General features: G+C 71.2%; 20 protein-coding genes. 13 read left to right on the top strand and 7 right to left on the bottom strand.

Annotation, left to right across the window (positions count from 1 at the left end):
* The first annotated feature begins 135 nt into the window (after window positions 1-135).
* From MMF93_RS08520 to MMF93_RS08490, 7 genes are all read left to right on the top strand, one after another.
* Entirely contained in the window at window positions 136-867 is a 732-nt protein-coding gene (locus MMF93_RS08520; RefSeq protein ID WP_423835585.1) for a cell division protein FtsQ/DivIB, read from the top strand.
* Between the two features lie 404 nt (window positions 868-1,271).
* Window positions 1,272-2,519, top strand: a complete 1,248-nt coding sequence (ftsZ, locus tag MMF93_RS08515; protein ID WP_242750594.1) for a cell division protein FtsZ — start codon at window positions 1,272-1,274, stop codon at window positions 2,517-2,519.
* 30 nt (window positions 2,520-2,549) lie between these two features.
* Window positions 2,550-3,281 (top strand): peptidoglycan editing factor PgeF, encoded by a 732-nt coding sequence (gene pgeF / locus MMF93_RS08510; RefSeq protein WP_242750593.1) that lies wholly within the window; start codon window positions 2,550-2,552, stop codon window positions 3,279-3,281.
* 15 nt (window positions 3,282-3,296) lie between these two features.
* Entirely contained in the window at window positions 3,297-4,043 is a 747-nt protein-coding gene (locus MMF93_RS08505; protein WP_242750592.1) for a YggS family pyridoxal phosphate-dependent enzyme, read from the top strand.
* Between the two features lie 150 nt (window positions 4,044-4,193).
* On the top strand, window positions 4,194-4,832 hold the full coding sequence (locus MMF93_RS08500; RefSeq protein ID WP_114022720.1) for a cell division protein SepF: 639 nt from the start codon (window positions 4,194-4,196) through the stop codon (window positions 4,830-4,832).
* A 67-nt stretch (window positions 4,833-4,899) separates the two neighbouring features.
* A complete protein-coding gene (locus MMF93_RS08495; RefSeq protein WP_114022719.1) occupies window positions 4,900-5,184 on the top strand; it encodes a YggT family protein in 285 nt (94 codons plus the stop codon).
* 52 nt (window positions 5,185-5,236) lie between these two features.
* The gene (locus MMF93_RS08490) at window positions 5,237-6,448 is read left to right on the top strand and encodes a DivIVA domain-containing protein (protein ID WP_242750591.1); all 1,212 of its coding nucleotides are present in this window, start codon (window positions 5,237-5,239) and stop codon (window positions 6,446-6,448) included.
* Window positions 6,449-6,592: 144 nt separating this feature from the next.
* Here the strand turns inward: MMF93_RS08490 and ileS are convergent, their stop codons facing one another.
* Window positions 6,593-9,721 (bottom strand): isoleucine--tRNA ligase, encoded by a 3,129-nt coding sequence (gene ileS / locus MMF93_RS08485; RefSeq protein WP_242750590.1) that lies wholly within the window; start codon window positions 9,719-9,721, stop codon window positions 6,593-6,595.
* A gap of 478 nt (window positions 9,722-10,199) precedes the next feature.
* Between ileS and MMF93_RS08480 the strand changes: the two genes are divergently transcribed.
* Together MMF93_RS08480 and lspA are read left to right on the top strand one after the other, a co-directional pair.
* Window positions 10,200-10,991 (top strand): TraR/DksA family transcriptional regulator, encoded by a 792-nt coding sequence (locus MMF93_RS08480; RefSeq protein ID WP_242750589.1) that lies wholly within the window; start codon window positions 10,200-10,202, stop codon window positions 10,989-10,991.
* A 44-nt stretch (window positions 10,992-11,035) separates the two neighbouring features.
* Entirely contained in the window at window positions 11,036-11,659 is a 624-nt protein-coding gene (gene lspA / locus MMF93_RS08475; RefSeq protein WP_423835375.1) for a signal peptidase II, read from the top strand.
* 89 nt (window positions 11,660-11,748) lie between these two features.
* On the opposite strand, the gene MMF93_RS08470 is transcribed toward lspA, so the two are convergent.
* On the bottom strand, window positions 11,749-12,954 hold the full coding sequence (locus MMF93_RS08470; RefSeq protein WP_242750588.1) for a metallopeptidase domain-containing protein: 1,206 nt from the start codon (window positions 12,952-12,954) through the stop codon (window positions 11,749-11,751).
* 169 nt (window positions 12,955-13,123) lie between these two features.
* On the opposite strand from MMF93_RS08470, the gene MMF93_RS08465 reads away from it, so the two are divergent.
* A complete protein-coding gene (locus tag MMF93_RS08465) occupies window positions 13,124-14,065 on the top strand; it encodes an RluA family pseudouridine synthase (protein WP_242750587.1) in 942 nt (313 codons plus the stop codon).
* A 3-nt stretch (window positions 14,066-14,068) separates the two neighbouring features.
* Window positions 14,069-15,673, top strand: a complete 1,605-nt coding sequence (locus tag MMF93_RS08460; RefSeq protein WP_242750586.1) for a Na+/H+ antiporter — start codon at window positions 14,069-14,071, stop codon at window positions 15,671-15,673.
* A 134-nt stretch (window positions 15,674-15,807) separates the two neighbouring features.
* Here the strand turns inward: MMF93_RS08460 and MMF93_RS08455 are convergent, their stop codons facing one another.
* Complete coding sequence (locus MMF93_RS08455; protein WP_242750585.1) at window positions 15,808-16,848, bottom strand: mechanosensitive ion channel family protein; 1,041 nt, start codon at window positions 16,846-16,848, stop codon at window positions 15,808-15,810.
* 169 nt (window positions 16,849-17,017) lie between these two features.
* On the opposite strand from MMF93_RS08455, the gene MMF93_RS08450 reads away from it, so the two are divergent.
* A complete protein-coding gene (locus tag MMF93_RS08450) occupies window positions 17,018-17,605 on the top strand; it encodes a dienelactone hydrolase family protein (protein ID WP_242750584.1) in 588 nt (195 codons plus the stop codon).
* Window positions 17,606-17,623: 18 nt separating this feature from the next.
* Here MMF93_RS08450 and MMF93_RS08445 read toward each other — a convergent pair whose 3' ends face one another.
* The 4 genes from MMF93_RS08445 to MMF93_RS08430 form a co-directional block, all read right to left on the bottom strand.
* The gene (locus MMF93_RS08445) at window positions 17,624-19,375 is read right to left on the bottom strand and encodes a serine/threonine-protein kinase (RefSeq protein WP_242750583.1); all 1,752 of its coding nucleotides are present in this window, start codon (window positions 19,373-19,375) and stop codon (window positions 17,624-17,626) included.
* Window positions 19,376-19,515: 140 nt separating this feature from the next.
* Complete coding sequence (locus MMF93_RS08440; protein ID WP_242750582.1) at window positions 19,516-20,280, bottom strand: thioredoxin domain-containing protein; 765 nt, start codon at window positions 20,278-20,280, stop codon at window positions 19,516-19,518.
* A gap of 54 nt (window positions 20,281-20,334) precedes the next feature.
* Window positions 20,335-21,036, bottom strand: coding sequence for a hypothetical protein (locus MMF93_RS08435; protein ID WP_242750581.1), 702 nt, complete (start codon window positions 21,034-21,036; stop codon window positions 20,335-20,337).
* A 165-nt stretch (window positions 21,037-21,201) separates the two neighbouring features.
* Window positions 21,202-22,530, bottom strand: coding sequence for a DUF2252 domain-containing protein (locus MMF93_RS08430; protein ID WP_242750580.1), 1,329 nt, complete (start codon window positions 22,528-22,530; stop codon window positions 21,202-21,204).
* A 336-nt stretch (window positions 22,531-22,866) separates the two neighbouring features.
* On the opposite strand from MMF93_RS08430, the gene dnaE reads away from it, so the two are divergent.
* On the top strand, window positions 22,867-26,409 hold the full coding sequence (gene dnaE / locus MMF93_RS08425) for a DNA polymerase III subunit alpha (RefSeq protein ID WP_242750579.1): 3,543 nt from the start codon (window positions 22,867-22,869) through the stop codon (window positions 26,407-26,409).
* Window positions 26,410-26,446: the final 37 nt, after the last annotated feature.

Here is a 26,446-nt window from a genome sequence, read left to right as displayed (position 1 = left end):
GCGCGGCCACGGGCGCGGACCGCCGAGGCCGAGGGCGGGCGCGCCGGCGCCCGCCTCGCGCCCGGCGCCCGCGCCTCCGGTTCGGGTTCCGGTTCCGGGCCGGGGCCCGGTCACGGTGATCAGCCGCAGGGGCCGCTGCGCCGGGCCGGGTTGGGGGCACGCGTACCGCGTCGCCGCACCCTCGTCCTCGCCCTCGCGCTCGTGCTGCCGCTCGGCGGGTTCGGCACCTGGGTGCTCTGGGGCTCCCCTTGGCTGCGCGCCGAGAACGTCTCCGTCGACGGGACCAGGGCCCTGACCCGCTCCGAGGTCACCCGCGCGGCGGCGGTCCCGCTCGGGGAGCCGCTCATCTCCGTCGACAAGGGCGCGGTGCAGCGCCGCGTCCGCGCCGCGCTGCCGCGCGTGCGCGAGGTGGTCGCCGAGCGGGACTGGCCGCACGGCATCACCCTCACCGTCACCGAAAGACGGCCCGAACTCGCCATGGAGAAGGCGGGAAAGTACGTCGAGGTGGACGCCGAAGGCGTGCGATTCGCCACAGACGACAAGCCACCGAAAGGCGTTCCGCTTCTCGCCGTGGAACCGAAGAAGGAAGCCGCCGAGAGGTACTTCTCCGCGCGGCGGCTGCGGAAGGAGGCGGCGCGGGTCGCCACTTCCCTGCCCGACGCCGTCCAGGACGCCACCCGGCTGGTAAGAGTCCGCTCATACGACGACATCACCGTCGAACTCGCCGAGGACCGCACCGTGCGGTGGGGCAGCGCCGAACGCGGCAAGGCGAAAGCCGCCGCGCTGACCGCCCTGCTGAAGGCGGCCGAGGACGCCACCCACTTCGACGTCACGGTGCCCAGTGCCCCCGCCGCCTCGGGCGGTTGAACCGCGCCCGTCCACCCGTCGTGGTACGGGCGGCACAACCCCCGTGTACCCCCGGCCGGGTTCGGCGAACGGCTGGAGTCGCCACGCTCGTGGCCGCGTCAGTTGACCGGCGGCACCCGGCTTGTCCAGGCTGAACCCACATCGGTCGGCGGCTTGGTCAGTTGACTGACATAGCCGCTGGTGAGCACCCTGGATGGCTACTGCAAGGCCTGATCACATAGGGTGAAAAGAAAAACGGGAGGTTCGGCGTGTTCGTTGAACACCCAGCACTTGTCGACTTAGTGTCCGTTGCGAAGAGTCCAAGTAAGACAGGCACTGGTAACCCTAAACTTCACGCTTAGGGTTCGGGTCGGCGTTCGGACCGCCCCACAGGGATACGTAACTCGAGGCGAGAGGCCTTCGACGTGGCAGCACCGCAGAACTACCTCGCAGTCATCAAGGTCGTCGGAATCGGCGGCGGTGGCGTGAACGCCATCAACCGGATGATCGAGGTCGGTCTCAAGGGCGTCGAGTTCATCGCGATCAACACTGACGCGCAAGCCCTGTTGATGAGCGACGCCGACGTCAAGCTCGACGTGGGCCGCGAGCTGACTCGCGGCCTCGGCGCCGGCGCCAACCCGGACGTCGGCCGCAAGGCCGCCGAGGACCACCGCGAGGAGATCGAGGAGGTCCTCAAGGGGGCCGACATGGTCTTCGTGACCGCGGGCGAGGGCGGCGGCACCGGCACGGGCGGCGCGCCCGTCGTGGCGAACATCGCCCGCTCGCTCGGCGCCCTCACCATCGGCGTCGTCACCCGCCCCTTCACCTTCGAGGGCCGCCGCCGCGCCAACCAGGCCGAGGACGGCATCGCCGGGCTGCGCGACGAGGTCGACACGCTGATCGTCATTCCGAACGACCGGCTGCTGTCCATCTCCGACCGTCAGGTCAGCGTGCTGGACGCGTTCAAGTCGGCGGACCAGGTGCTGCTCTCGGGTGTCCAGGGCATCACCGACCTGATCACCACCCCGGGCCTGATCAACCTCGACTTCGCCGACGTCAAGTCCGTGATGTCCGAGGCGGGGTCGGCCCTGATGGGGATCGGCTCGGCGCGCGGGGACGACCGCGCGGTGGCCGCGGCGGAGATGGCGATCTCCTCGCCGCTGCTGGAGGCCTCCATCGACGGGGCGCGCGGGGTGCTGCTGTCCATCTCGGGCGGCTCGGACCTCGGGCTGTTCGAGATCAACGAGGCCGCCCAGTTGGTGAGCGAGGCCGCGCACCCCGAGGCGAACATCATCTTCGGCGCCGTCATCGACGACGCACTCGGCGACGAGGTGCGGGTCACCGTCATCGCCGCGGGCTTCGACGGCGGTCAGCCGCCCTCCAAGAAGGGGGAGAAGGCGCTCGGTTCCTCCTCCTCGTCGTCTTCCTCGCAGCCCGCGTACAAGGAGGAGCCGCCGTCCCCGAGCAGCGATCCGGAGCCGGAGCGCCCCGCGTTCGGCGGCCTCGGCTCGGTGACGCCGCGTGAGGAGGAGGACTCGATCCCCTCCCGCAGGGAGCCCTCGCCCGTGGGTGAGGTGCCGCCGCCTCCGCCCACCACGCCGCAGGTGCCGCCGGCCCGTCCGTACCACGACAGCCAGGCCGAGGAACTGGACGTGCCGGACTTCCTGAAGTGACGCGAGTGGCGAAGTGATGCGAGTGTCGAAGTGATATCCGCACAAGAGAACGTCAGCGGCGCGCACTTCGCCTCCACCGACAGGTGGGGCGGGGTGAGCGCCGCTCCGTATGAGGAGCTGAACCTCGGCGGCGCGGTCGGTGACGACCCCGGCGCGGTACGCACCAATCGGGAGCGGGCCGCGCGGGCGCTCGGTCTGTCGCCCGACGAGGTGGTGTGGATGCGTCAGGTGCACGGGCGCGACGTCGCGGTCGTCGATGCGCCGTTCGGTGCGGACGCGCCGGAGGTCGACGGGGTCGTGACGGCGCGCCGGGGGCTCGCGCTCGCCGTCCTCACCGCCGACTGCACCCCCGTGCTGCTGGCCGACCCGGTTGCCGGGGTCGTGGGCGCGGCGCACGCGGGGCGGCCGGGGGTGCTGTCCGGCGTGACGGGTGCGACGGTGGACGCCATGGTCGGGCTCGGCGCCGAGCCGCACCGCATCGTGGCCCGCACGGGCCCCGCGGTGTGCGGCGGCTGCTACGAGGTGCCCGCGTGGATGCGCGAGGAGGTCGCGGCCGCCGTTCCCGAGGCGCGTGCGACGACCCGGTGGGGCACACCGGCCGTGGACATGGCGGCCGGGGTGCGGGCGCAGCTCGCCCGGGCGGGTGTCACGCAGGGGGAACTCTCGTCCGTGTGCACCCTCGAATCGGGTGATCACTTCTCGTACCGGCGGGACAAGACGACGGGACGGCTTGCGAGTTATGTCTGGATCGAGGCGAACTGAGTAGTGACGGCAGGAATGACCGCGGCGTCCTTCGGCGCCGACGGGGAGGCGCGCAAGGCCGAGCTGGCCGCCAACCTCGCCCGGGTGGAGGAGCGCATCGCGCGCGCCTGTGACGCGGCGGGGCGCGAGCGCGCGGAGGTCACCCTCGTCGTCGTCACCAAGACCTACCCCGCCTCGGACGTGCGGCTGCTGGCCGAGCTCGGTGTCGGTGACGTCGCCGAGAACCGCGACCAGGAGGCCGCGCCGAAGGCCGCCGCGTGCGCGGACACCGCGCTGCGCTGGCACTTCGTCGGCCAGCTCCAGACGAACAAGGCCCGCTCGGTGGCCGGTTACGCCGAGCGCGTCCACTCCGTCGACCGGCTGCGGCTGGTCACCGCGCTCTCGAACGCCGCGGCGCGCGCGGAACGCGAGATCGGGTGCGCGGTGCAGGTCGCCTTCGACGCCGAGGCGGGCTCCGTCGGGGAGCGCGGGGGCGTGGCACCCGACGGTGTGACGGATCTCGCGGAGGCGATCGGGGCGGCCCAAGGGCTGCGGCTCGACGGAGTGATGACGGTCGCGCCGCTTTCCGGGCCGCTCGCCGGGCGGCCGCAGGAGGCGTTCGCGCAGCTGAGGGAAATCTCAACCGGCCTGCGTACGGCGCATCCTGCTGCGACGATGGTCTCGGCAGGGATGAGTTCGGATCTCGAAGAGGCGGTGCGTGCGGGTGCGACACATGTGCGCGTCGGCAGCGCGGTACTCGGTCGGCGCCCCCCGCTCCGGTAACGTCGCCAAACGAGTTGGGCCACAGCAGAATATATGGTCATTTCCGCCGGAAAAGACCGGTCGGAGAGGCTGCGTGGATCATCCCAGGGCCACCGGTGACGGGGGCTGCGTCGATGGAGTCGATCCACCACAGAGCGGAGGACGCAGAGAATGGCCGGCGCGATGCGCAAGATGGCGGTCTACCTCGGCCTCGTGGAGGACGATGGGTACGACAGCCGGGGCTTCGACCCCGACGACGAGTTCGAGCCCGAACCCGAGCCCGAACGCGACCGTCGACGGTACGAGTCGGAAGAGTCACATCATTCCCTTCAAAAGACCGAACCGGACGAACCGGTACGGGTCGTTCACCCGCCGGCGCAGCGGGAACGGGAGACGGAGCCGACTCCGGCAGTTGCCGCCGAAAGTGGACGAGCGGGGAGAATCGCCCCGGTGTCATCCATCACACCTGAACGCCAGAACGTCGAGAAGAGTGCCCCGGTGATCATGCCCAAGGTCGTGTCCGAGCGAGAGCCGTACCGGATCACCACGTTGCATCCCCGGACCTACAACGAAGCCCGTACCATCGGGGAACACTTCCGTGAAGGCACTCCTGTGATCATGAATCTGACGGAGATGGACGACACCGACGCGAAGCGACTTGTCGACTTTGCGGCTGGTCTGGTCTTCGGTCTGCACGGCAGTATCGAGCGAGTGACGCAGAAGGTGTTCCTGCTGTCTCCTGCTAACGTCGATGTCACGGCGGAGGACAAGGCCCGCATCGCAGAGGGCGGGTTCTTCAACCAGAGCTGAGACAGGCAGAGTCCGGAAACGGTCGGCAGGACCGCACAGAGCACCCCCAGGGGAGAGGGACGCGCAGATGAGAACCGCTTTGGGCGTGGTCCAAATCGTGCTGTGGGTCTACCTACTCGTGTTGATCTTCCGACTGGTGATGGACTACGTCTTCCAGTTCGCCCGCTCTTGGCAACCCGGCAAGGCGATGGTGGTCGTTCTGGAGGCCACCTACACTGTCACCGATCCGCCACTCAAGCTATTGCGGCGGTTCATCCCCCCGCTGCGCTTCGGGGGCGTAGCGCTAGACCTGTCCTTCTTCGTGCTCATGATCATCGTCTACATCCTGATCAGCGTCGTGGGCTGGGTGTGAACGATCGGAATGGTCTTGCCGGTATGCCGACGACTTACGTTGAGGTGAAGAGATGCCCCTGACCCCCGAGGACGTGCGGAACAAACAGTTCACGACCGTCCGTCTGCGTGAAGGCTATGACGAGGACGAGGTCGATGCCTTCCTCGATGAGGTCGAAGCCGAACTGACCCGCCTGTTGCGGGAGAACGAGGACCTGCGCGCCAAGCTGGCAGCAGCCACGCGCGCGGCCGCGCAGAACCAGCAACAGGGCGGTATGCGAAAGCCTCCTGAACCTCAGGACAGGCAGCCGCAGCAAGGCGGGGCGCCTGTGCCCGCCGCCATATCCGGACCGCAGCCCGTCCCGCCCCAGCAGCAGGGCATGGGCGGTCCGCCGCAGCTTCCCGGCGCGCAGGCGCAGCTCCCCGCGGGCCCCGGTGGCCCGGGTGGGCACGGCGGTCCCGGTGGTCCGGGCCCGCAGGGCGGCCCGATGGGTCCCGGTGGTCCGGGGCCGCAGCAGGGCGGTCCGATGGGCCCCGGCGGTCCGCAGGGCGGCCCCCAGATGCCCGGTGGCCCGGGTGGCCCCGGCGGTCCCGGCGGTCCCGGCGGCCAGAACAACGACAGCGCCGCGCGCGTGCTGTCGCTGGCGCAGCAGACCGCCGACCAGGCGATCGCGGAGGCCCGTTCCGAGGCCAACAAGATCGTCGGTGAGGCACGCAGCCGCGCCGAGGGCCTGGAGCGGGACGCCCGCGCCAAGGCCGACGCGCTGGAGCGGGACGCGCAGGAGAAGCACCGCGTGGCGATGGGCTCCCTGGAGTCCGCGCGCGCCACGCTGGAGCGCAAGGTCGAGGACCTGCGCGGCTTCGAACGCGAGTACCGCACGCGGCTGAAGTCGTACCTGGAGAGCCAGCTGCGTCAGCTGGAGAACCAGGCCGACGACTCGCTGGCACCCCCGCGGACGCCCGCGACCGCCTCGCTGCCCGCGCCCTCGCCCTCCATGGCGACGGCCGGTGCCGGCGGCCCCTCCCAGGGGCCCGCGGGTGGTGGCGGTTCCATGGGCGGCCACCAGTCGATGGGTGCCAACGGGCACTCCATGGGCGGCCACGGTGGCCCGGGTGCGGGCTCGCACCACACCCAGGGCGGAGCCGGGCAGTCGTACGGCGGGCAGCAGCAGATGTCGCCCGCGATGACGCAGCCGATGGCGCCGGTCCGCCCGCAGGGCGGTCCCCAGGCGGCGCAGGCCCCCTCGCCGATGCGGGGCTTCCTCATCGACGAGGACGACAGCTGACGCTGGACACCTTGTAAGACGGCCCGGGCCCGAGAGCACCTTCCGCTCTCGGGCCCGGGCCGTTTTTGTCCCCTACCCCGCCCCTTCCCGAAACTGGGGGAGGAGCCCCCAGTTTCGGGAAGGGGGGGTAGGGGAGAGAGCCCGCTACGCCTTGCGCAGCCGGAACGTGAGGGACAGGGCCTCGTCCTCGAAGGAGGGGCCCTCCAGCTCGGTGGGGTCGCCCTGGGCGAACTCCGTGGCCAGGACTTCCTCGGCGATGAGGAAGGTGTGCTCGGCCAGGGCGCGTGACACCTCCTCGTCGGCGGACTGCCACCGCAGCTCGATGCGGTCGGCCACGTCGAGCCCGGAGTTCTTGCGGGCCTCCTGGATGAGCCGGATGGCGTCCCGGGCCAGGCCGGTGCGGCGCAGCTCCGGGCTGATCTCCAGATCGAGCGCGACCGTGGCGCCGGTGTCGGACGCCACCGACCAGCCTTCCCGCGGGGTTTCGGTGATGATGACCTCTTCGGGGCTGAGCGCGACCGTCGCGCCGTCGACCTCCACCGTGGCGTTGCCCTCCCGCAGCGCCACGGACAGCGCCGCGGCGTCGGCGCCCGCGATGGCCTGGGCGACGGCCTGGGTGTCCTTGCCGAAGCGGCGGCCCAGCGCCCGGAAGTTGGCCTTGGCCGAGGTGTCGACGAGGGAGCCGCCGACCTCGGAGAGCGAGGCCAGCTGTTCGACGTTGAGCTCTTCGGTGATCTGCGTCCGCATCTCGGGGGAGAGCGTCTCGAACCCCTGTGCGGCGATGAGGGCGCGGGACAGCGGCTGGCGGGTCTTGACGCCGGACTCGGCGCGGGACGCCCGGCCGAGCTCGACCAGGCGCCGGACCAGCAGCATGTCCTGGGACAGCTCGGGGTCGATGCGGCTCAGGTCGGCCTGCGGCCATGCGGACAGGTGTACGGAGTCGGGGGCGCCGGGGGTGACCGGGACGATGAGGTCCTGCCAGACCCGTTCGGTGATGAACGGGGTGAGGGGCGCCATCAGCTGGGTGACCGTCTCGACGACCTCGTGCAGGGTGCGCAGCGCGGCCGGGTCGCCCTGCCAGAAGCGGCGGCGGGAGCGGCGCACATACCAGTTGGACAGGTCGTCGACGAAGGTGGACAGCAGCTTGCCGGCGCGCTGCGTGTCATAGCCGTCCATGGCGAGCGTGACCTGGTCGACCAGGGCGTGCAGCTCGCTGAGCAGCCAGCGGTCGAGCAGGGGGCGCTCGTGCGGCGCGGGGTCGGACTCGGCGGGCGCCCATCCGCTGGTGCGCGCGTACAGCGCCTGGAAGGCGACGGTGTTCCAGTAGGTCAGCAGCGTCTTGCGGACGACCTCCTGGATGGTGCCGTGGCCGACCCGGCGCGCGGCCCAGGGCGAGCCGCCGGCGGCCATGAACCAGCGCACCGCGTCGGCGCCGTGCTGGTCCATGAGCGGGATGGGCTCCAGGATGTTGCCCAGGTGCTTGGACATCTTGCGGCCGTCCTCGGCGAGGATGTGCCCCAGGCAGACGACGTTCTCGTAGGACGACTTGTCGAAGACGAGGGTGCCGACGGCCATCAGCGTGTAGAACCAGCCGCGGGTCTGGTCGATGGCCTCGGAGATGAACTGCGCCGGGTAGCGCTTCTCGAACAGCTCCTTGTTCTTGTAGGGGTAGCCCCACTGCGCGAAGGGCATCGAGCCCGAGTCGTACCAGGCGTCGATGACCTCGGGGACGCGGGTGGCCTGCAGGCCGCAGCCCTCGGTGGGGCAGGCGAAGGTGACGGCGTCGATGTAGGGGCGGTGCGGGTCCAGGCCCGATTGGTCGGTGCCGGACAGGTCGCTCAGCTCGGCCAGCGAGCCGACGCAGGTGAAGTGGCCCTCCTCGCAGCGCCAGACGGGCAGCGGGGTGCCCCAGTAGCGGTTGCGCGAGAGCGCCCAGTCCACGTTGTTGTCGAGCCAGTCGCCGAAGCGGCCGTGCTTGACGGACTCGGGGAACCAGTTGGTCGCCTCGTTCTCCCGCAGGAGGGCTTCCTTGATCTGGGTGGTGCGGATGTACCAGGACGGCTGGGGGTAGTAGATGAGCGCCGTGTGGCAGCGCCAGCAGTGCGGGTAGCTGTGCTCGTAGGCGACGTGGCGGAAGAGGATGCCGCGCGCGTCCATGTCCGCGACCAGCGCCTCGTCGGCCTTCTTGAAGAACTGTCCGCCGATCAGCTCCAGCTCGGGGTCGAAGGTGCCGTCGGCGCGGACGGGCACGACCGGCTCGATGCCGTTGGCGCGCGCCACCCGGAAGTCGTCCTCACCGAAGGGCGCCAGGTGCACCATGCCGGTGCCGTCCTCGGTGGTGACGTAGGTGTCGTTGACGACGAAGTGGGCGTCCGGGATGTCGACCAGCTCGAACGGGCGCTGGTAGTGCCAGCCGTTCATCTCGCGCCCGGTGTAGCGCTGGCCCGTGATGTGCCAGTCCTCGCCGAGGGCGGAGGTCAGCAGCGGCTCGGCGACGACGATCTTGTCGGTGCCGTTGGAGGCGACCACGTAGGTGACGTCGGGGTGGGCGGCGACCGCGAGGTTGGACACCAGGGTCCACGGCGTGGTCGTCCACACCATCAGCGAGGCCTCGCCGGCCAGCGGGCCCGAGGTCAGCGGCAGCGTCACGTAGACCGAGGGGTCCACGACGGTCTCGTAGCCCTGGGCCAGCTCGTGGTCCGAGAGGCCGGTGCCGCAGCGGGGGCACCAGGGGGCGACCCGGTGGTCCTGGACCAGCAGCCCCTTCTCGAAGATCTGTTTGAGCGACCACCACACCGACTCGATGTACTCGGGGTTCATCGTGCGGTAGGCGTCGTCCAGGTCGACCCAGTAGCCCATCCGGGTCGTCAGCTCGGCGAAGGCGTCGGTGTGCCGGGTGACCGACTCGCGGCACTTGGCGTTGAAGGCGGCGATGCCGAAGTTCTCGATGTCCTGCTTGCCGTTGAAGCCCAGCTCCTTCTCCACGGCCAGCTCGACGGGCAGCCCGTGGCAGTCCCAGCCGGCCTTGCGGGCCACGTGGTAGCCGCGCATGGTGCGGAAGCGGGGGAAGACGTCCTTGAAGACGCGGGCCTCGATGTGGTGCGCGCCCGGCATGCCGTTCGCGGTGGGCGGGCCCTCGTAGAAGACCCACTCGGGGCGGCCCTCGGACATCTCGAGGCTGCGGGCGAACACCTTGCTCTCGCGCCAGAAGTCGAGCACGGCCCGCTCCAGCGCGGGCAGGTCGACCTGGGCGGGCACCTGGTTGTACTGCATCGTCGGGTCTTCTTCCTCCGGCGGACATCCAGAAGGCGGGTGCGCCTTCATTACCGTCGGAGGGACGAGCGCGCTGCCTTGCGGCGGCGAACCCGCGGTACCACCCTCCTTGGCGGCGGGCCGGAGCGGCCCTCCGCCCCCTCATTGGGGCAGCGCTGCCGGGTCTACTCGCTCCCGGAGGGTGTCCGTGGAGCTTTCTTCCGGCGGCTCCGGGGTGATCTTCACACCGCGCTCGCCTCCGGGCTCCCACCGTCCCCGGATCGCTTGGGGCTGCCTACGGGGTTACTCGTCCCCTTCATCGCCTCACGCCACCCCCAGTGTACGGGGCTCCGCGCGGGGCGGCGGAGCGGTTTTCGACCGGCCGGGCGGGGCACAACGGATGCAGACCGGCGTGCCCCGTTGCCGTGCGCTTGAAGTCGATTTATCGTTCCGGTCACGTTTCGCGAGCAAGATCACAAAATGTGAAGGGGTCGCGGTCATGGTGGCGGAGGAGAGGGCCGCGAAGAAGGTGGCGAAGAAGGCGGCGGCGAAGAAAGCCACGAAAAAGGCGGCGGCCAAGAAGGTTCCCGGCGGGGAGGCGGGGGAAAAGAAGACGGCGGCCAGGAAGGCGGGGGTGAAGAAGGCACCGGCGAAGGCTCCGGCGAAGAAGGCCGCGGCGAAGAAGGCCGCGGGGGAACGGCCCGCGGCACCCGAGGCCGCGGCGGAAGTGACAGCGGCCGACGCGGCCGCGGACCGGCCGGGCGACACTCACCAGGCGCCCGCCGGACAGGCCGCGCAGAACACGACGGGAGCTGAGACGGTGGCTGCGAAGAAGACGTCCAAGGCGCAGGCCGAGGCGGTGCCCTCGGCGCGGACCGGCACAGGGCCCGCCGCCCCCGGGGAGCTGCCCGTCCGCCCGGGCGAGGACCCCTGGTCCCCCGAAGAGGTCGAGGAGGCGCGCTCCGGGCTGCGCGAGGAGGTGTCCCGCCTCAAGCACGAGATCGCCTCGGCGGAAGAGGCGCTCAACGGGCTGATGCGCGACTCGGGTGACGGCGCGGGCGACGACGACGCCGACACCGGCACCAAGAACATCACCCGCGAGCACGAGATGGCGCTGGCCGCCAACGCCCGCGAGATGCTGTACCAGACCGAGCGGGCCCTGGAGCGGCTGGACGCGGGCACCTACGGCCTGTGCGAGAACTGCGGCAAGCCGATCGGCAAGGCCAGGATGCAGGCGTTCCCCAGGGCGACGCTGTGCGTGGAGTGCAAGCAGAAGCAGGAGCGCCGCTGACCGCCGATGACCCGCGTCAGGCCCGGATGTCGTACCCTCAAGGCGTGACTGAGGTGGACCGGACCGGCGAGGGCCCCGACGACCGCGCGGCCGGTGTGGCCGAGGACGACGCACAGCAGGGTGACGAGCAGCGGGGTGACGAACAGCCGGGCGAGGCCGGGCAGTCGCCCGCGCCCGCCAGGGGCAGGCGCCGGATCCCCGTGCTGGTCGCGGTGGCGGCGCTCGCCCTCGTGCTGGACCTGGTCAGCAAGCTGGTGGTGGTCGCCGAGCTGGAGAACCACGCACCGATCGAGGTGCTCGGCTCCTGGCTCCAGCTCAACGTCATCCGCAACGCCGGCGCGGCGTTCGGCGTGGGCGAGGCGCTGACGATCGTGCTGACGGTCATCGCGGCGACCGTCGTCGTCGTGATCGCCCGCCTCGCACGCAAGCTCTACAGCACCCCGTGGGCCATCGCGCTGGGGCTGCTGCTGGGCGGCGCCTGCGGCAACCTGACGGACCGGATCTTCCGCGCGCCCGGCGTCTTCCAGGGCGCCGTGGTGGACTTCATCGCCCCCAAGCACTTCGCGGTCTTCAACCTCGCCGACTCGGCCATCGTCTGCGGCGGCGTCCTGATCGTGCTGCTCTCCTTCCGCGGTCTCGACCCGGACGGCACCGTCCACCGCGACTGACCCGCCGCCGTCCCCGCCCCCTGCTTCCGGCGTTCCCCGCCTCCCGCCCGTCGCAGCGGGCCCGCGGCCGCGCCCGCTCCCGTCGGGCGTCACTTCTCGCGGTCGGGTACGTGCACCCGTATCCGGTAGCCGTCGTGCGTCGCCTCGGTGACCGTGATGCGCACCCCGCCGCGGAAGGTGTGGCTCTCGCCCGGCGTGAACGGCGCGTCGGACATCTCGGCGAGTTCGGTGGGCAGCCGGTCGGCGCAGGCGGGACCGCCGCCGCTGTGCGGCCGGGAGTCGACCACCCGGACGGGACCCTCGCCCGTGGGCGTGCTGGAGGCGACGGTGTAGACGAGGACGCCCTCCGCGCAGATGTCCCGGTCCAGGCCCGTGCGGGTACGGGCCTCGGCGACGATGGCGCTGTGGCTGCCGGTCCGCACGACGGTGATGCCCGCGTTCCGGCCGCTGACGGGGGAGAGGGTGTGCTCGCTGGTGCCGGGCGCGGTGACGCAGCCGACGCGGGAGCGGTCCAGCCAGCCGAACTTCCACTTGTGCCAGCCGAGCAGGTCGGATATCCCGGCCATGCTCATCGTGTCCCAGCCGCCCGCGTACTCGACCGAGGCGTTCTGGGAGACGTTGTAGAGGTCGGGCAGCCCGTAGAGGTGGTTGGCCTCGTGGACGAAGTTGCCGCGCTGCCACAGCGCCGAGTCGGAGGCGCGGCCGAAGATGAGGGCGGCGCCGTGCACCGGGGTGCCGCCCGCCCGCAGTCCCTCGAAGGTGTGGGCCTGGGAGACGGTGGGCGGCGCGGGGACGTTGCTGTCGGCGACGACGAAGACCAGGTCGGCGCCGCGCACGTCGGTGCCCTGGCGCTGCGCGGCCTCCAGCGCGTCCTGGACGTAACCGCGCATCAGGCCTGTGGGGATGCCGCGGGTGATCCCGTAGGAGGACCACGGCCGCGGCATGCGTATCCAGTCCGCGCTGGGGGCGGTCTCCAGGCGGTACTTGCCGAACGAGGCGCGGTCGAGGAAGCGGTCGCCGTACCGGGAGAAGAAGCGGGCGCGTTCGCCGGCCGGGGTGGTGGCGGGGTGGTCGGGGAAGTCGACCATCAGCATCAGCGCGCGCTTGTGCCCGCGCGGCCGGACGTAGCCCGCCCCGAGGGGCCCCTCGTCGGTGCCGGAGCCGGACGCTATCGCGCACGGCCCCGAGATGCCCTGGGCGGCCGCGACCGGGACGGGAACGAGGGTGAGGCACGCTGTCGCCAAAGCTGTGACCACGGCCAGGGCGGGGCGCTTCGGTGTCCTGCGCGGCGTCATCGGCTGATCCCTCCGCATAAGCTCGCCGACCCCGGGGCTCAAGGGCTGTCCGTGGTGACACCGTCCGCTCGCGGCAGGGGCGCCGCACCCCCGGGTGAGCCGCGCGGGTGAGGGAGCGCCCGGGTGCGGGCGTGCGGGCCGTACGGGTGTGTCCGGCATACTCGATCAGGTGAGCACGCTTCCTGAGACCCGGACCCTGCCCGTACCCGACGGCCTGGAGGGTGAGCGCGTCGACGCCGCGCTCGCCAGGATGTTCGGCTTCTCGCGGACCAAAGCGGCGGAGCTGGCCGCTGAGGGGAAGGTGCTGCTCGACGGGGCGCCCGCGGGCAAGTCGGACCGCGTACAGGGCGGCGCGTGGCTCGAGGTGGAGATGCCCCAGCAGGCGCAGCCGGTGCGGATCGTGGCCGAACCCGTCGAGGGCATGGAGATCGTCCATGACGACGACGACATCGTGGTGATCGTCAAACCGGTCGGTGTCGCCGCGCATCCGAGCCCCGGCTGGAGCGGCCCCACCGTCATCGGCGGGCTGGCCGCCGCCGGCTACACCATCGCGACCTCCGGTGCCGCCGAGCGCCAGGGCATCGTCCACCGGCTGGATGTGGGCACCTCGGGGCTGATGGTCGTCGCCAAGTCCGAGCGGGCGTACACGCTGCTCAAGCGCCAGTTCAAGGAACGTACCGTCGACAAGCGGTACCACGCGCTGGTCCAGGGCCACCCCGATCCGCTCAGCGGCACCATCGACGCGCCCATCGGCCGCCATCCGCAGCACGACTACAAGTGGGCGGTCACCTCGGAGGGCAAGCCCTCGGTGACGCACTACGACCTGATCGAGGCGTTCCGGGCCGCCAGCCTGCTCGACATCAAGCTGGAGACGGGCCGCACCCACCAGATCCGGGTGCACATGGCCGCGCACCGGCATCCGTGTGTGGGTGATCTCACCTACGGCGCCGATCCGAAGCTGGCCAAGCGGCTGCGGGTGGAGCGGCAGTGGCTGCACGCCGTACGCCTCGGGTTCGAACACCCGGGCGACGGGCGCTGGGTCGAGTACGAGAGTTCCTACCCCGACGACCTCCAGGTGGCGCTCGACCGGGTGCGGGCGGAGAGCTCCTGACCGATGGATCAGCTCGCACTCTTCTTCGCCCTGCTGCTCGCCGCCGTCGTCATGGTCCCGCTCGGGGACAAGCTCAACCTGCCCTCGCCGGTGCTGATGACCCTGTTCGGCGGCGTGCTGGCGGTCGTCCCCTCCATCCCGAACGTCTCGCTGCCGCCCGAGTACATCCTGCCGCTGGTGCTGCCGCCGCTGATCTACGCGGCGGCCCAGCGCACCTCATGGCGCCAGTTCGCGGCGAACAAGAGACCGATCTTCCTGATGGCGGTCGCGCTGGTCTTCGTCACCACCGCCGCCGTGGCCGCCGTCGCCAACGCGCTGGTGCCCGGGCTCGGCCTCGCCGGTGCCGTGGCGCTGGGCGCCCTGGTCGCACCGCCCGACCCGGTCGCGGCCACCGCCGTGGCCGGCAACGTGGGCCTTCCCCGCCGTCTGGTCTCGGCGCTGGAGGGCGAGGGCCTGTTCAACGACGTGACGGCCATCACCCTCTACCACGTGGCGATCGCGGCCGCCGTCACCGGCTCCTTCTCCCTGCCGGTCGCCGCGGGCGAGCTGGTGCTCTCCGGCGTGGTCGCGGTCGCCGTCGGGCTGGGGCTCGGCTGGCTCGCCAACAAGCTCATGAGCTACCTCGGCGACGCCACCCTCCAGACCGGGCTGACCCTGCTGGTGCCCTTCGCCTCCTACGTGCTCGCCGAGGAGCTGATGGGCTCCGGCGTGCTCGGCGTGCTGATCACCGCGCTCTACCTGGCCTCCGGGCACGCCGTGGACGCGGACGACGTGCAGGGCCGGCTCGCCGGACAGACGTTCTGGCAGATCGTGGACACCCTGGTCACCGGCATCGCCTTCGGGCTGATCGGACTGGAACTGCACACGATCTTCGGCACGGTCCAGCAGGAGTGGCGCCAGTTGCTGCCCGCCGCGGGCGCGGTCGTCGGCGTCGTCGTGGTGCTGCGGCTGCTGTGGCTGCTGCCGACCGCGTGGCTGGCCCAGCGGCTGCACCAGCGCAAGGACCTGGACGAGGACATTCCGCGCAACTGGCGCGAGACCGTCGTCGTGTGGTGGTCGGGGATGCGCGGAGTGGCGTCGGTCGCGCTGGCGCTGGCCGTGCCGCTGAGCCTGGAGCCCGAGGCGGGCGGCGGCGCGTTCCCCGGGCGCGAGGCGATCATCTTCATCGCGTTCGCCGTCGTCCTCGTCACGCTCGTCTTCCAGGGGCTGACCCTGCCGTGGCTCGTCAACCGGCTGAACGTCCAGGCCGACAGCGCCGCGGAGCGCGAGGTCGAGCGGCAGCTGGCGGTACGGGTGGCCAAGGCGGCCCGCAAGCGGCTGAGGGAGATCGAGGAGGTCGAGGACCTGCCCGAAGAGGTCTCCGAGGCGCTGGCCAGGAGGGTCTGGGACATGGGGGCGCGGATCTCTCCCGACATCGTCGACGACGAGCGCCGGGCCGCCCACCGCAAGCGCGTGGACCGGCTGCAGAAGATGCGGCGCCTCAACGGCGAGCTGCTGTCCGCCGCCCGCCACGAGGTGATCGCCGCGCGCGGCGAGGCCGGGGTGGACCCGGAGGTCGTGGACCGCGTGCTGCACCAGCTCGACGTCCGCAGCTTCCGCGGCGCGTGACCTCACCCGCGTGAACGCCCTCGGGGGCCCGTGCGGCCCACCTCAGGGCAGGTCCCCCGGCCGGCCCGGGCCCGAGGGACGTGTGCGGCCCGGGCCCGAGGGACGTGTGAACCGATCCCGCACCCGGGGGCGGGTCAGAGCGTCTTCTCCTGCGGGGAGGTGATCCGGATGCCCGGCAGCGCCTCGGGGTGCTTGTCGTGCAGCCAGGCCAGCAGCTGCTCACGCACCGAGCAGCGCAGCGTCCACAGGTCGCCCGAGGAGCGCGCCGTCATGGCGACCCGTACCTCGATCGTGGAGGGGGTGGTGTCGGTGACGACCAGGCTCCAGCTGCGGCCGTCCCACTCGTCGCTCGCCCGTACCAGCTCCTCGGCCTTGGCGCGCAGCTCGGTGACGGGCGCCGCGTGGTCGAGCTGGAGGTAGACGGTGCCGGTCATCTGGGGACCGCCGCGCGACCAGTTCTCGAACGGCTTGTTGGTGAAGTACGAGACCGGCATGGTGATCCGGCGCTCGTCCCAGGTGAAGATCACCAGGTAGGAGACGGTGATCTCCTCCACCGTGCCCATCTCGCCGTCGACCACCACCTCGTCGCCGATCCGCACCATGTCCCCGAAGGCGATCGACAGTCCCGCGAACAGGTTGCCCAGCGTGGACTGTGCCGCGATACCGGCGACGATGCCCAGCACACCGGCCGAGGCCAGCATCGAGGTGCCGAACGTCTTCATGCCGGGGAACTGGAGCAGCACGGCCGCGACCGCGATCACCGTCACCACGGCGGTGATCAGCCGCCGGATCAGCGTCAGCTGCGTACGCACCCGCCGGCCGCGCGCCGGGTCGTGGGTGGCGCCCGCGTACCGGGCGGCGATCGTCTCGGTTATCGCGGCGACGATCCGCAGGATCAGCCAGGCCGAGGCCGCGATCGTGATGATCGTCAGCCACAGGTCGACCCCTTCCCTGTGGTCCTTGGCCAGATGGGTGGAGTCGAAGAAGCCGCTGACCAGCGCGACGAAGAGCACCGCGTTGAAGGGGACACGGCCACTGCGCAGCAGGCCCCACATCGGGGTCTCCGGGTGCCGGGCGTCGAGGCGGACCAGCAGGCGGTCGAGGGCCCAGGCGAGTACGTACGACAGCACGATCGCGCCACCGAAGACGATGACGGGCCGGAGCACGTTCTCCATGGTCGCCTTTCTCCTAGGGGACCCCGCGGGCGCCGCGCGCCGGGGGCGACGGCCGTGCGCACACCCGTGCACGCGGCCGTCCAGGCCACCGACGACCGTACCTGGCACCATGTGGAGTAACCGGCTCCAGGGCGCTCACCCCGGCCCTTTGTGAAGGAAGTGACATCCAGTGGCACCCGTATCGATCGTCCTGTTCCACTCCGTGTGCGGGCTCACGGCGGACGTGCACGCCGCGGCCGAGCGGCTGCGCGCGGCGGGGCACGAGGTGGTCACCCCCGACCTGTTCGAGGGCGCGACCGCGGCCTCGGTCGAGGAGGGCATGCGGATGCGGGAGAAGGAGGGCAGCCCCGACCGCGACGAGCTGCTGCGGCGGGCCGTGACCGCCACGGCCCCGCTCCTGGACCGGGGGCTGGTCTACGCCGGCTTCTCCCTGGGCGGCTCCGTCGCCCAGACCCTCGCGCTGGCCGACGAGAAGGCCCGGGGCCTCCTGCTCTTCTCGGGGACGTCCGACATCCCCGAGGACGCCGCCGTCGACGACCTCCCCGTCCAGCTCCACGTCGGCGACCCGGACGCCTTCGAGCCCCACGACTGGCTCACCGCCTGGTATCTGCGCATGCAGCGCGCCGGCGCCGACGTCGAGGTCCACCGCCACCCCGGCGTGGGGCACCTGTACACCCACGCCTCGCTGGACGACTACGACGAGGACGCGGCGGAGGCCACCTGGCGCACCGCGCTGGGCTTCCTGGAGACGCTGTAGCCCTGTAGCCCTGCGGCCTCACCGCCGGCAGCGGCCCGTGCCCCGGCTCTTGTCCGGGGAGCAGATGTGCACGCGGTCGGCCGGGTCGTCGCTGACGTACCGGCCCACGCACTGGTTCGAGGAGGCCAGCCCCCGCTCGCCGCACCAGTCGGCTGCCGCCCGGCCACTGGCGAAGCCGCCCGGCGGGCCGGGAGCGTAGAACATCCAGTAGCCGGAGCGCAGGGAGGCGAACCGGTCGCTGTCGACGTGGCGCACGACGGGCACCTTGCGGCTGAGGGAGGCCCGCATCTTCTCGCGCGCCGCGACCCCCTCCGACTTGGCGACCGAACCCAGCTGGGCCACCCACCTGTCGCCCGGGCCCTGCCTCTCGGGGGCGGCCGGGCCGGCGGTGGGTCCCTTCGCGGGGTCCTCCGCCTTCTTCGTCCCCTTGTCGGCCGGCTTCCGGCTCTCGCGGCCGGGAGCGGTCTCCGCGTCGGACGGGCCGGAGCCGGGGGAGCGGTCGCCGGCGTCGGTCGCCGTCGGGGTGCGGAGCGGGGAGCGCGCGTCGTCGGCTGAGTTCCCCGTCCCGTCGGGCCGGGTGAGCACGAAGATCCCGGCAGCGACGAGGCCCGCCGCCACGAGGGCGGCCGCCACCACCAGCGGGACACGTCCAAGACGGTGCCCTGCGCGGGAGGCCCCGCCCGGGCCGTGGGCGGCCGGGGCCGCGCCGGACCCGCCCTGCGCGGCGGTGCCGGTCGGGACCGCGCCGGGGCGCGTCGCCGGAGAAGGATGCGTACCGGAAGGGTCTGTAGCGGAAGGACCCGTACCGGAAAGGGCTGTCCCGGGAGCCACCGTCCCCGGAGGCAACGCGGAGGGGCTCCGTACCGGCATCGACGTCTCGGTCGGCAGGTAGGGCGTCGCCGCACGCCCCTCGGCGACGTCGGCCAGCATCCGCTCCAGGGCCTCGGCGGTCGGCCGGGCGGCCGGGTCCCGCACGAGCACCGCCTCCAGTACCGGGCCGAGCGCCCCGCTGCGCACCGGCGGCGGCACCGGGTCGTCGAGGACGGCGGCGATGGTGGCCAGCGTGGTGGCGCGGCGCAGCGGGCTGTGCGCCTCGGTGCTGACGTAGAGCGTCAGCCCGAGCGACCACAGGTCGCCGGCCGGGTCGTCCTCGACGCCGCGCACCCGTTCGGGGGCGACGAACTCGGGGGAGCCAAGGAACTCGCCGGTCGCCGTCACCGTGGCGGAGCCCTGGAGCGCCGCGATGCCGAAGTCGGTGAGGACGGCGGAACCGTCCTCGCGCAGCAGGACGTTGCCCGGCTTGACGTCACGGTGGTGGACGCCCGCCGCGTGCGCGGTGCGCAGCGCGGCGAGCACCTCGCGGCCCAGCCGCGCCGCCTCCCGCGGCTCCAACGGCCCGCTAGCCAGCCGCTGTTCGAGGGAGGGGCCGCGTACCAGCTCCATCACCAGCCACGGGCAGGGCCCCGCGTCCACGATGTGGTGGATCGTCACCACGTGCGGATGGCTGAGCCGGGCCAGCGCGCGCGCTTCCCTGAGCACCCGCTCCCGCGGCGCGCCGGCGCCGGGCCCCTCGGGCGCCGCCTGCGCCTCGTCCGGGTCAGGGCCGGGTCCGAGGGCGGGCTGCCGCACCTCCTTGAGCGCCACCTCGCGATCCAGCGCGGTATCCCGCGCCCGCCACACGGTGCCCATGCCCCCGGCACCCAGCCGTTCCAGCAGCTCGAAGCGGCCGTCGACGACATCGCCGGGCCTGCCATGCCCTCCCCCAGTCATGCGCACAGCGTACGGGCACCGGACCGCTCAGTGTGCGGACCGCCGTACGCGTGCGAGGAGGGGCGGACCGCGCACACGTGGCGGTCCGCCCCTCGACCCGCGCCGGCGAGGGCGAAGAACACCCTCGCGGCGCCGGTGCGTTACTTCTTCTCTTCCTTGCCGCCCGTCTTCACGTCGACGCCCATGTCCTTGAGCTTGCCCGGCAGGTCCTGCGGCTGCACCTGCTCACCGTCGATCTTGACGGTCGGAGTGCCCTGGATCTCGGCGCCGTTGAAGCTGGCGATCATGTCCTTGGCCCACTTGTTGTACTTCTTGGACTCGACCGCCTTCTCGAACTTCTTGTTGTCCTTCAGGGCGGGGACCTCGTCGGAGACCTTGAGCAGGTAGGCGTTGTCGGCGAACTTGTCGTCCTGCTCCTCGGGGTGCCACTTCTTCGAGTAGAGCTGGTGCTTGTACTCGACGAACGCGTCCATGCTCACCGCCTTGGCGGCCCCCAGCGCGCGGGCGGCGTTCTTCGAACCCGAGCCGCCCATGTTGTCGTCGATGATCGAGCCGAGGTGGACGCGCAGCTTGTACTTGCCGTCGTCCGCGCCCTTCTGCAACTGCTCACCCATGGCCTGCTCGAAGCTGGCGCACGCCGGGCAGCGCAGGTCCTCGTAGACGTCGATGGTCTTCTCGGCCTTGGCGCCGCCCGTGGTGACGGCCATGTCGTCGCCGCTGGAGTCCTTGCCGTTCAGCTTGGCGACGGCGACGCCGATGCCGGCCACCACGACCAGCACACCGACCACCGTCAGGGCGACCAGCAACTGCCGCCGGGTGCGCTCCTTCTTGGCCTGCTTCTCCCGCTCGACCCGCAGCCGCTCGCGGGCCGCACGCTTGGCTTCGGGGCTGTTGCGCTTGCTCATGAGTGTTCTTCTCTTCTCCGTGATGTCCGTACGCGAAAGGAAACCCGACCGTGCTCAGGCCGCCGGGGCGGCGGTGAGCGCGGGCGGGCCGCGACGGTGCACAGAGTGCGTCAGCAGCGGCAGCGCGTGGGGCGCGGGTGTGGGGTGCGGGCGTGCCGCGCTGGCCGGCCCCGTACCACCGGAGGCGGTGTGGCAGGCGGTCACGGCGCACCACAGCGGACGGAAGGCGGTGGCGGCGACCGCCCGCAGCAGCCGGGCCAGGGCCGCCTCGCCCCGCCGCAGCCACAGCGCGGCCAGCAGGCCCACGCACACGTGCGCGGCCAGCAGCAGCCACGGCAGCGCGGCACCGGGCACGCCGTGGACACCCAGCGGGTACGCGCCGGTGTCGGCGCCGCGCGCGGCCATCCGCGCCAGCGGGGTGCCGACGTTGCCGCCGCCGCACAGCAGGTCCACGCCCACGGAGCGCAGCGGCCCCGTCACGGGACCGCCGGCCTGCCCGTAGCAGGCGTGCTGCCCGGTGGTGAAGACCGTGTCGGCCGCCAGCTCCAGCGGGATGAGAGCGGCGGCGATCCGGCCGAAGCCGCGCTCGCGGCCCGCGAGGGCGAACGCCAGGACGAAGACGAGGGCCGAGACCGCCAGCAGCGGGCGCAGCGGGACGGGGGCGCCGGACAGCAGCACGTGCGAGCCGCAGGACAGCGCGACGCACAGGGCCGTGAAGAGCCCCGCCCGCGCTGTTCGTATGCCTACCGCACCCATGATGACCGAGTGTGCCACGAGGACGTGTAAGCGGTCCCTAAAGGTCGCCGACCCGTCCGTTTCACGGGCCGCCGGGCGCCCGGGATGTTCGGGAACGCCCGGCATGGCGCCCGAGCCGCCGCCGGCGGCGGGCGGCGCTCGGGCACCGGCGGTCCTGGCGTGGGCTCAGACCCCGGCGATCCGGCCGTTGCGGAACAGGTCGACGAAGATCTGGTGATCGCGGCGGGCGGTGGCGCCGTAGGAGTGCGCGAAGTCGACCAGCATCGCGCGGAAGCCGTCCTCGTCCCGCGAGATCGCCTCGTCGATCGCCTGCTCGGTGGAGAACGGCACCAGGCTGTGGCCGCTCTCCGCCTCGTCGGCCGCCGCGTGCATCGTCGCCGTCGCCCGCCCGAGGTCGGCGGTGACCTGCCCGATCTCCTCCGGGTCCGACAGGTCCGACCAGTCCAGGTCCACCGCGTACGGGGAGACCTCCGCCACCAGCTGGCCCGCTCCGCCCAGCTCCGTCCAGCCCAGCCACGGGTCGGCGTGCGCCTGGAGGGCGCGCTGCGAGATGACCGTACGGTGCCCCTCGTGCCGGAAGTAGTCGCGCACCGCCTGATCGGTGATGTGCTGCGAGACCGCCGGGGTCTGCGCCTGCTTCATGTAGATGACCAGGTCGTTCTCCAGCGCGTCGCTGTGGCCCTCCAGCAGGATGTTGTACGAGGGCAGGCCCGCGCTGCCGATGCCGATGCCCCGCCGCCCCACCACGTCCTTGACCCGGTGCGCGCCGTGCCGCTCGCGGCCCTCGTGGCGCGGCAGCGTCTCCAGGTACGCGTCGAAGGCCTCCAGGACCGTCTCCCTGGTCGCCTTGTCCAGCTCGATGGAGCCGCCGCCCGGGGTGAAGCGGCGCTCCCAGTCGCGGATCTCGGTCATGGTGCCCAGCAGCCCGAAGCGGGTGTTCGCGCGGGCGGAGTGCAGGGCGTCCAGCACGGGACCGCGCGCCGTGTCCAGGGTGAGGGCGGGCGGCTCGCTCTCCGAGGCGCCGGAGAGCAGGGCGCGGATGCGGTCGCGGTAGGCGTCGGCGTAGGTGGTCACCAGCGAGGTGATCTGCGTGTCGCTGAACGCCTTGCTGTAGCCCAGCAGCGCCACCGAGGCGGCGAACCGCTTCAGGTCCCAGGTGAAGGGGCCGACGTACGCCTCGTCGAAGTCGTTGACGTTGAACAGCAGGCGGCCCTGCGCGTTCATGTAGGTGCCGAAGTTCTCCGCGTGCAGGTCGCCGTGTATCCACACCCGGCTGGTGCGCTCGTTCAGGAAGGGGCCGCTGTCCCTGCCCTCGTGCAGGTCAGCGTAGAACAGGCAGGCCGTGCCCCGGTAGAAGGCGAAGGCGGAGGCGGCCATCTTGCGGAACTTCGTCTGGAAGGCCGCCGGGTCGGCGGCGAGGAGATCGCCGAAGGCGGTCTCGAAGACCTCCAGGATCGTCTCGCCGCGCTCTGCTGCCTGGCCTGCCTTGGTCATGTGTGCGCTCCGTCGGTGCGGTCGGTGGGTCTGTGCTGTCCGCCTTAACGTACGCCCGCGCGCGGGGGTGCCCGGGGCGTACGGCCGCGCGAGCGGAGTCCGTACGTACGCCCGCGCCGGCGAGTGCCCGACGTACGCCCGTGCCAGCGGATGTCCGGCGTACCCCCGTGCCGGCGGATGTCCGGCGTACCCCCGTGCGAGCGGATGTCCCGCGCGTGCGGCCGCACCGGCGGGTGTCGGCGCGGGGGAGCGGGTGGTTCGTCGGCGGGTTGTCGGTGCCGGGTCGTAGACTCCTCATTCGCCCCCAAAGACCCGCGCCCGGAGGTGGCCTTCGCCGTGAGTGAGCAGCCCTTCACGCATCTGCACGTGCACACGCAGTATTCGCTCCTGGACGGCGCCGCCCGGCTCAAGGACATGTTCGCCGCGTGCAACGAGATGGGCATGTCGCACATCGCGATGACCGATCACGGCAATCTGCACGGGGCCTACGACTTCTTCCACTCCGCGAAGGACGCCGGGGTCACGCCGATCATCGGCATCGAGGCCTACCTCGCCCCCGACCACCGCAGGAACACCCGCCCGGTCAAGTGGGGCACCCCCCACCAGAAGCGGGACGACGTCTCGGGCAACGGCGCCTACACGCACATGACGATGTGGGCGCGCAACGCCACCGGGCTGCACAACCTCTTCCGCGCCCAGTCCCGCGCCAGCCTGGAGGGCTTCTTCCGCAAGCCCCGTATGGACCGCGAGCTGCTGGCCGAGTACGCCGACGGGCTGCTGGCGACCACCGGCTGCCCCTCGGGAGAGGTGAGCACCAAGATCCGGCTCGGCATGGAGGACGAGGCCCTCAAGGCCGCCGGGGAGTATCAGGACATCTTCGGCAAGGACAACTTCTTCGTCGAGCTGATGGACCACAACATCGAGATCGACAAGCGGGCCAGGGACGGCCTGGAGCGCATCGCGCGGAAGATCGACGCGCCCTTCATCGTCACCAACGACTCGCACTACACCTACGAGCGCGAGTCCGCGGCGCACGACACCCTGCTGTGCATCCAGACGGGCAGCAACCTCTCCGATCCCGACCGCTTCAGCTTCGACGGCGCCGGCTACTACCTCAAGTCCGCCGAGGAGATGTACGGCATCGACTCCTCGGACGCCTGGCAGTCCGGCTGCCGCAACACTCAGCTCCTGGTCGCCGAGCGCATCGAGACCGAGGGCATGTTCGAGCCGAAGAACCTGATGCCGAAGTTCGACGTGCCCGAGGGGTACGACGAGATCTCCTGGTTCAAGGAGGAGGTGCGGCGCGGCATGGCCCGCCGCTACCCTGGCGGGGTCCCGCAGGACCGCCAGGAGCTGGCGGACTACGAGATGAAGGTCATCATCGACATGGGCTTCCCGGGGTACTTCCTCGTGGTCGCCGACTTCATCAACTGGGCCAAGGACAACGGCATCGCGGTCGGCCCGGGGCGCGGCTCGGCGGCGGGCTCGATCGTCTCCTACGCCATGGGCATCACCGACCTCGACCCGGTCACCCACGGGCTGATCTTCGAGCGGTTCCTCAACCCCGAGCGCATCACCATGCCCGACGTCGACATCGACTTCGACGAGCGCAGGCGCGGCGACGTCATCCGGTACGTGACGGAGAAGTACGGCGCCGACAAGGTCGCCATGATCGGCACCTACGGCACCATCAAGGCCAAGGCCGCCATCAAGGACGCCTCCCGCGTGCTCGGCTACCCGTACGCGATGGGCGACCGCATCACCAAGGCCATGCCGGCCGACGTCCTCGGCAAGGGCATCCCGCTGTCCGGCATCACCGACCCCAACCACCCCCGCTACAGCGAGGCGGGCGAGGTGCGGGGGATGTACGAGAACGAGCCGGACGTCAAGAAGGTCATCGACTCGGCCATGGGCATCGAGGGCCTGGTGCGCCAGATGGGCATGCACGCGGCGGGCGTGATCATGTCCAGCGAGCCGGTCATCGACCACGCGCCGATCTTCTCCCCGAAGAACGACGGCACAGTCGTCACCCAGTGGGACTACCCCAGCTGCGAGTCGCTGGGCCTGCTGAAGATGGACTTCCTGGGGCTGCGCAACCTCACCATCATGGACGACGCGGTCAAGATGATCCGCAAGAACAAGGACGTCGACCTCAAGCTGCTGGACCTCCCGCTCGACGATCCCAAGACCTTCGAGCTGCTGTGCCGGGGCGACACCCTCGGCGTCTTCCAGTTCGACGGCGGCCCCATGCGCTCCCTGCTGCGCATGATGAAGCCCGACCACTTCGAGGACATCTCCGCCGTCTCCGCGCTCTACCGCCCGGGCCCGATGGGCATGAACAGCCACATCAACTACGCCCTGCGCAAGAACGGCCAGCAGGAGGTCACCCCGATCCACCCGGAGCTCGAGGAACCCCTCAAGGAGGTCCTCGACATCACCCACGGCCTCATCGTCTACCAGGAGCAGGTGCAAAAGGCCGCCCAGGTGCTCGCCGGCTACTCGCTGGGCCAGGCCGACCTGCTCCGCCGCGCGATGGGCAAGAAGAAGAAGGAGGTTCTCGACAAGGAGTTCGTGAACTTCCAGAAGGGCATGCGGGACAACGGCTACTCCGACGGCGCCATCCAGGCCGTCTGGGACGTGCTGGTCCCCTTCGCCGGCTACGCCTTCAACAAGGCGCACTCCTCCGCCTACGGCCTGGTCACCTACTGGACGGCCTACCTGAAGGCCAACTACCCGGCGGAGTACATGTCGGCGCTGCTCACCTCGGTGCGCGACGACAAGGACAAGTCGGCGGTCTACCTCAACGAGTGCCGCAAGATGGGCATCAAGGTGCTGCCGCCGAACGTGAACGAGTCGGAGGCCAACTTCACCTCGCAGGACGACTCCACGATCGTCTTCGGGCTCACCGCCGTGCGCAACGTCGGCCAGAACGTGGTCGACTCGATCGTCAAGTGCCGCAAGGCCAAGGGCAAGTACACCTCGTTCCCCGACTTCCTGGACAAGGTCGAGGCCGTCGTCTGCAACAAGCGCACCGTCGAGTCCCTGATCAAGGCCGGCGCCTTCGACGAGATGCGCCACACCCGCAAGGGCCTGACCGCCCAGTTCGAGCCGATGATCGACAACGTGGTGCAGGTCAAGCGCAAGGAGGCCGAGGGCCAGTTCGACCTCTTCGGCGACCTCGGCGGCGACGCGGCGGACTCCGGGCCCGGCTTCGGTCTCGACGTGCAGTTCTCCGAGGAGGAGTGGGACAAGACCTATCTGCTCGCGCAGGAGCGCGAGATGCTCGGACTGTACGTCTCCGACCACCCCCTCTTCGGCCTCGAACACGTGCTGAACGACAAGGCGGACGCGGCCATCGCCCAGCTGACCGGCGGCGACTACTCGGACGGCTCCATCGTCACCATCGGCGGCATCATCTCGGGGCTTCAGCGGAAGATGACCAAGCAGGGCAACGCCTGGGCCATCGCGACGGTCGAGGATCTGGCCGGCTCCATCGACTGCATGTTCTTCCCCGCGACCTATCAGCTGGTCTCCACACAGCTGGTGGAGGACGCCATCGTGTTCGTCAAGGGCCGCCTGGACAAGCGCGAGGACGTGCCCCGGCTCGTGGCCATGGAGCTGATGATTCCCGATCTCAGCGACGCGTCCGCCTCCGCGCCCATCACCATCACGATCCCGACCGTGAAGGTGACGCCGCCGCTGGTGGAGAAGCTGGGGTACGTGCTCACGCAGCACCGCGGCGGCAGCGAGGTCCGGGTGCGCCTGCAGGGCGCTCGCACGACGACGGTGCTCCGGCTCGACCGCCACCGGGTGACGCCCGACCCGGCCCTCTTCGGTGACCTCAAGGAGCTCTTGGGCCCGTCCTGCCTGGCCGGCTGACCGCTCGCCGCCCGGGGGCCCGCGCCCCCGGGCGGCG

The organism is Streptomyces tubbatahanensis (assembly GCF_022699385.1).
GTDB lineage: Bacteria > Actinomycetota > Actinomycetes > Streptomycetales > Streptomycetaceae > Streptomyces > Streptomyces diacarni.
This window is presented reverse-complemented; position numbering and strand designations above follow the sequence as displayed.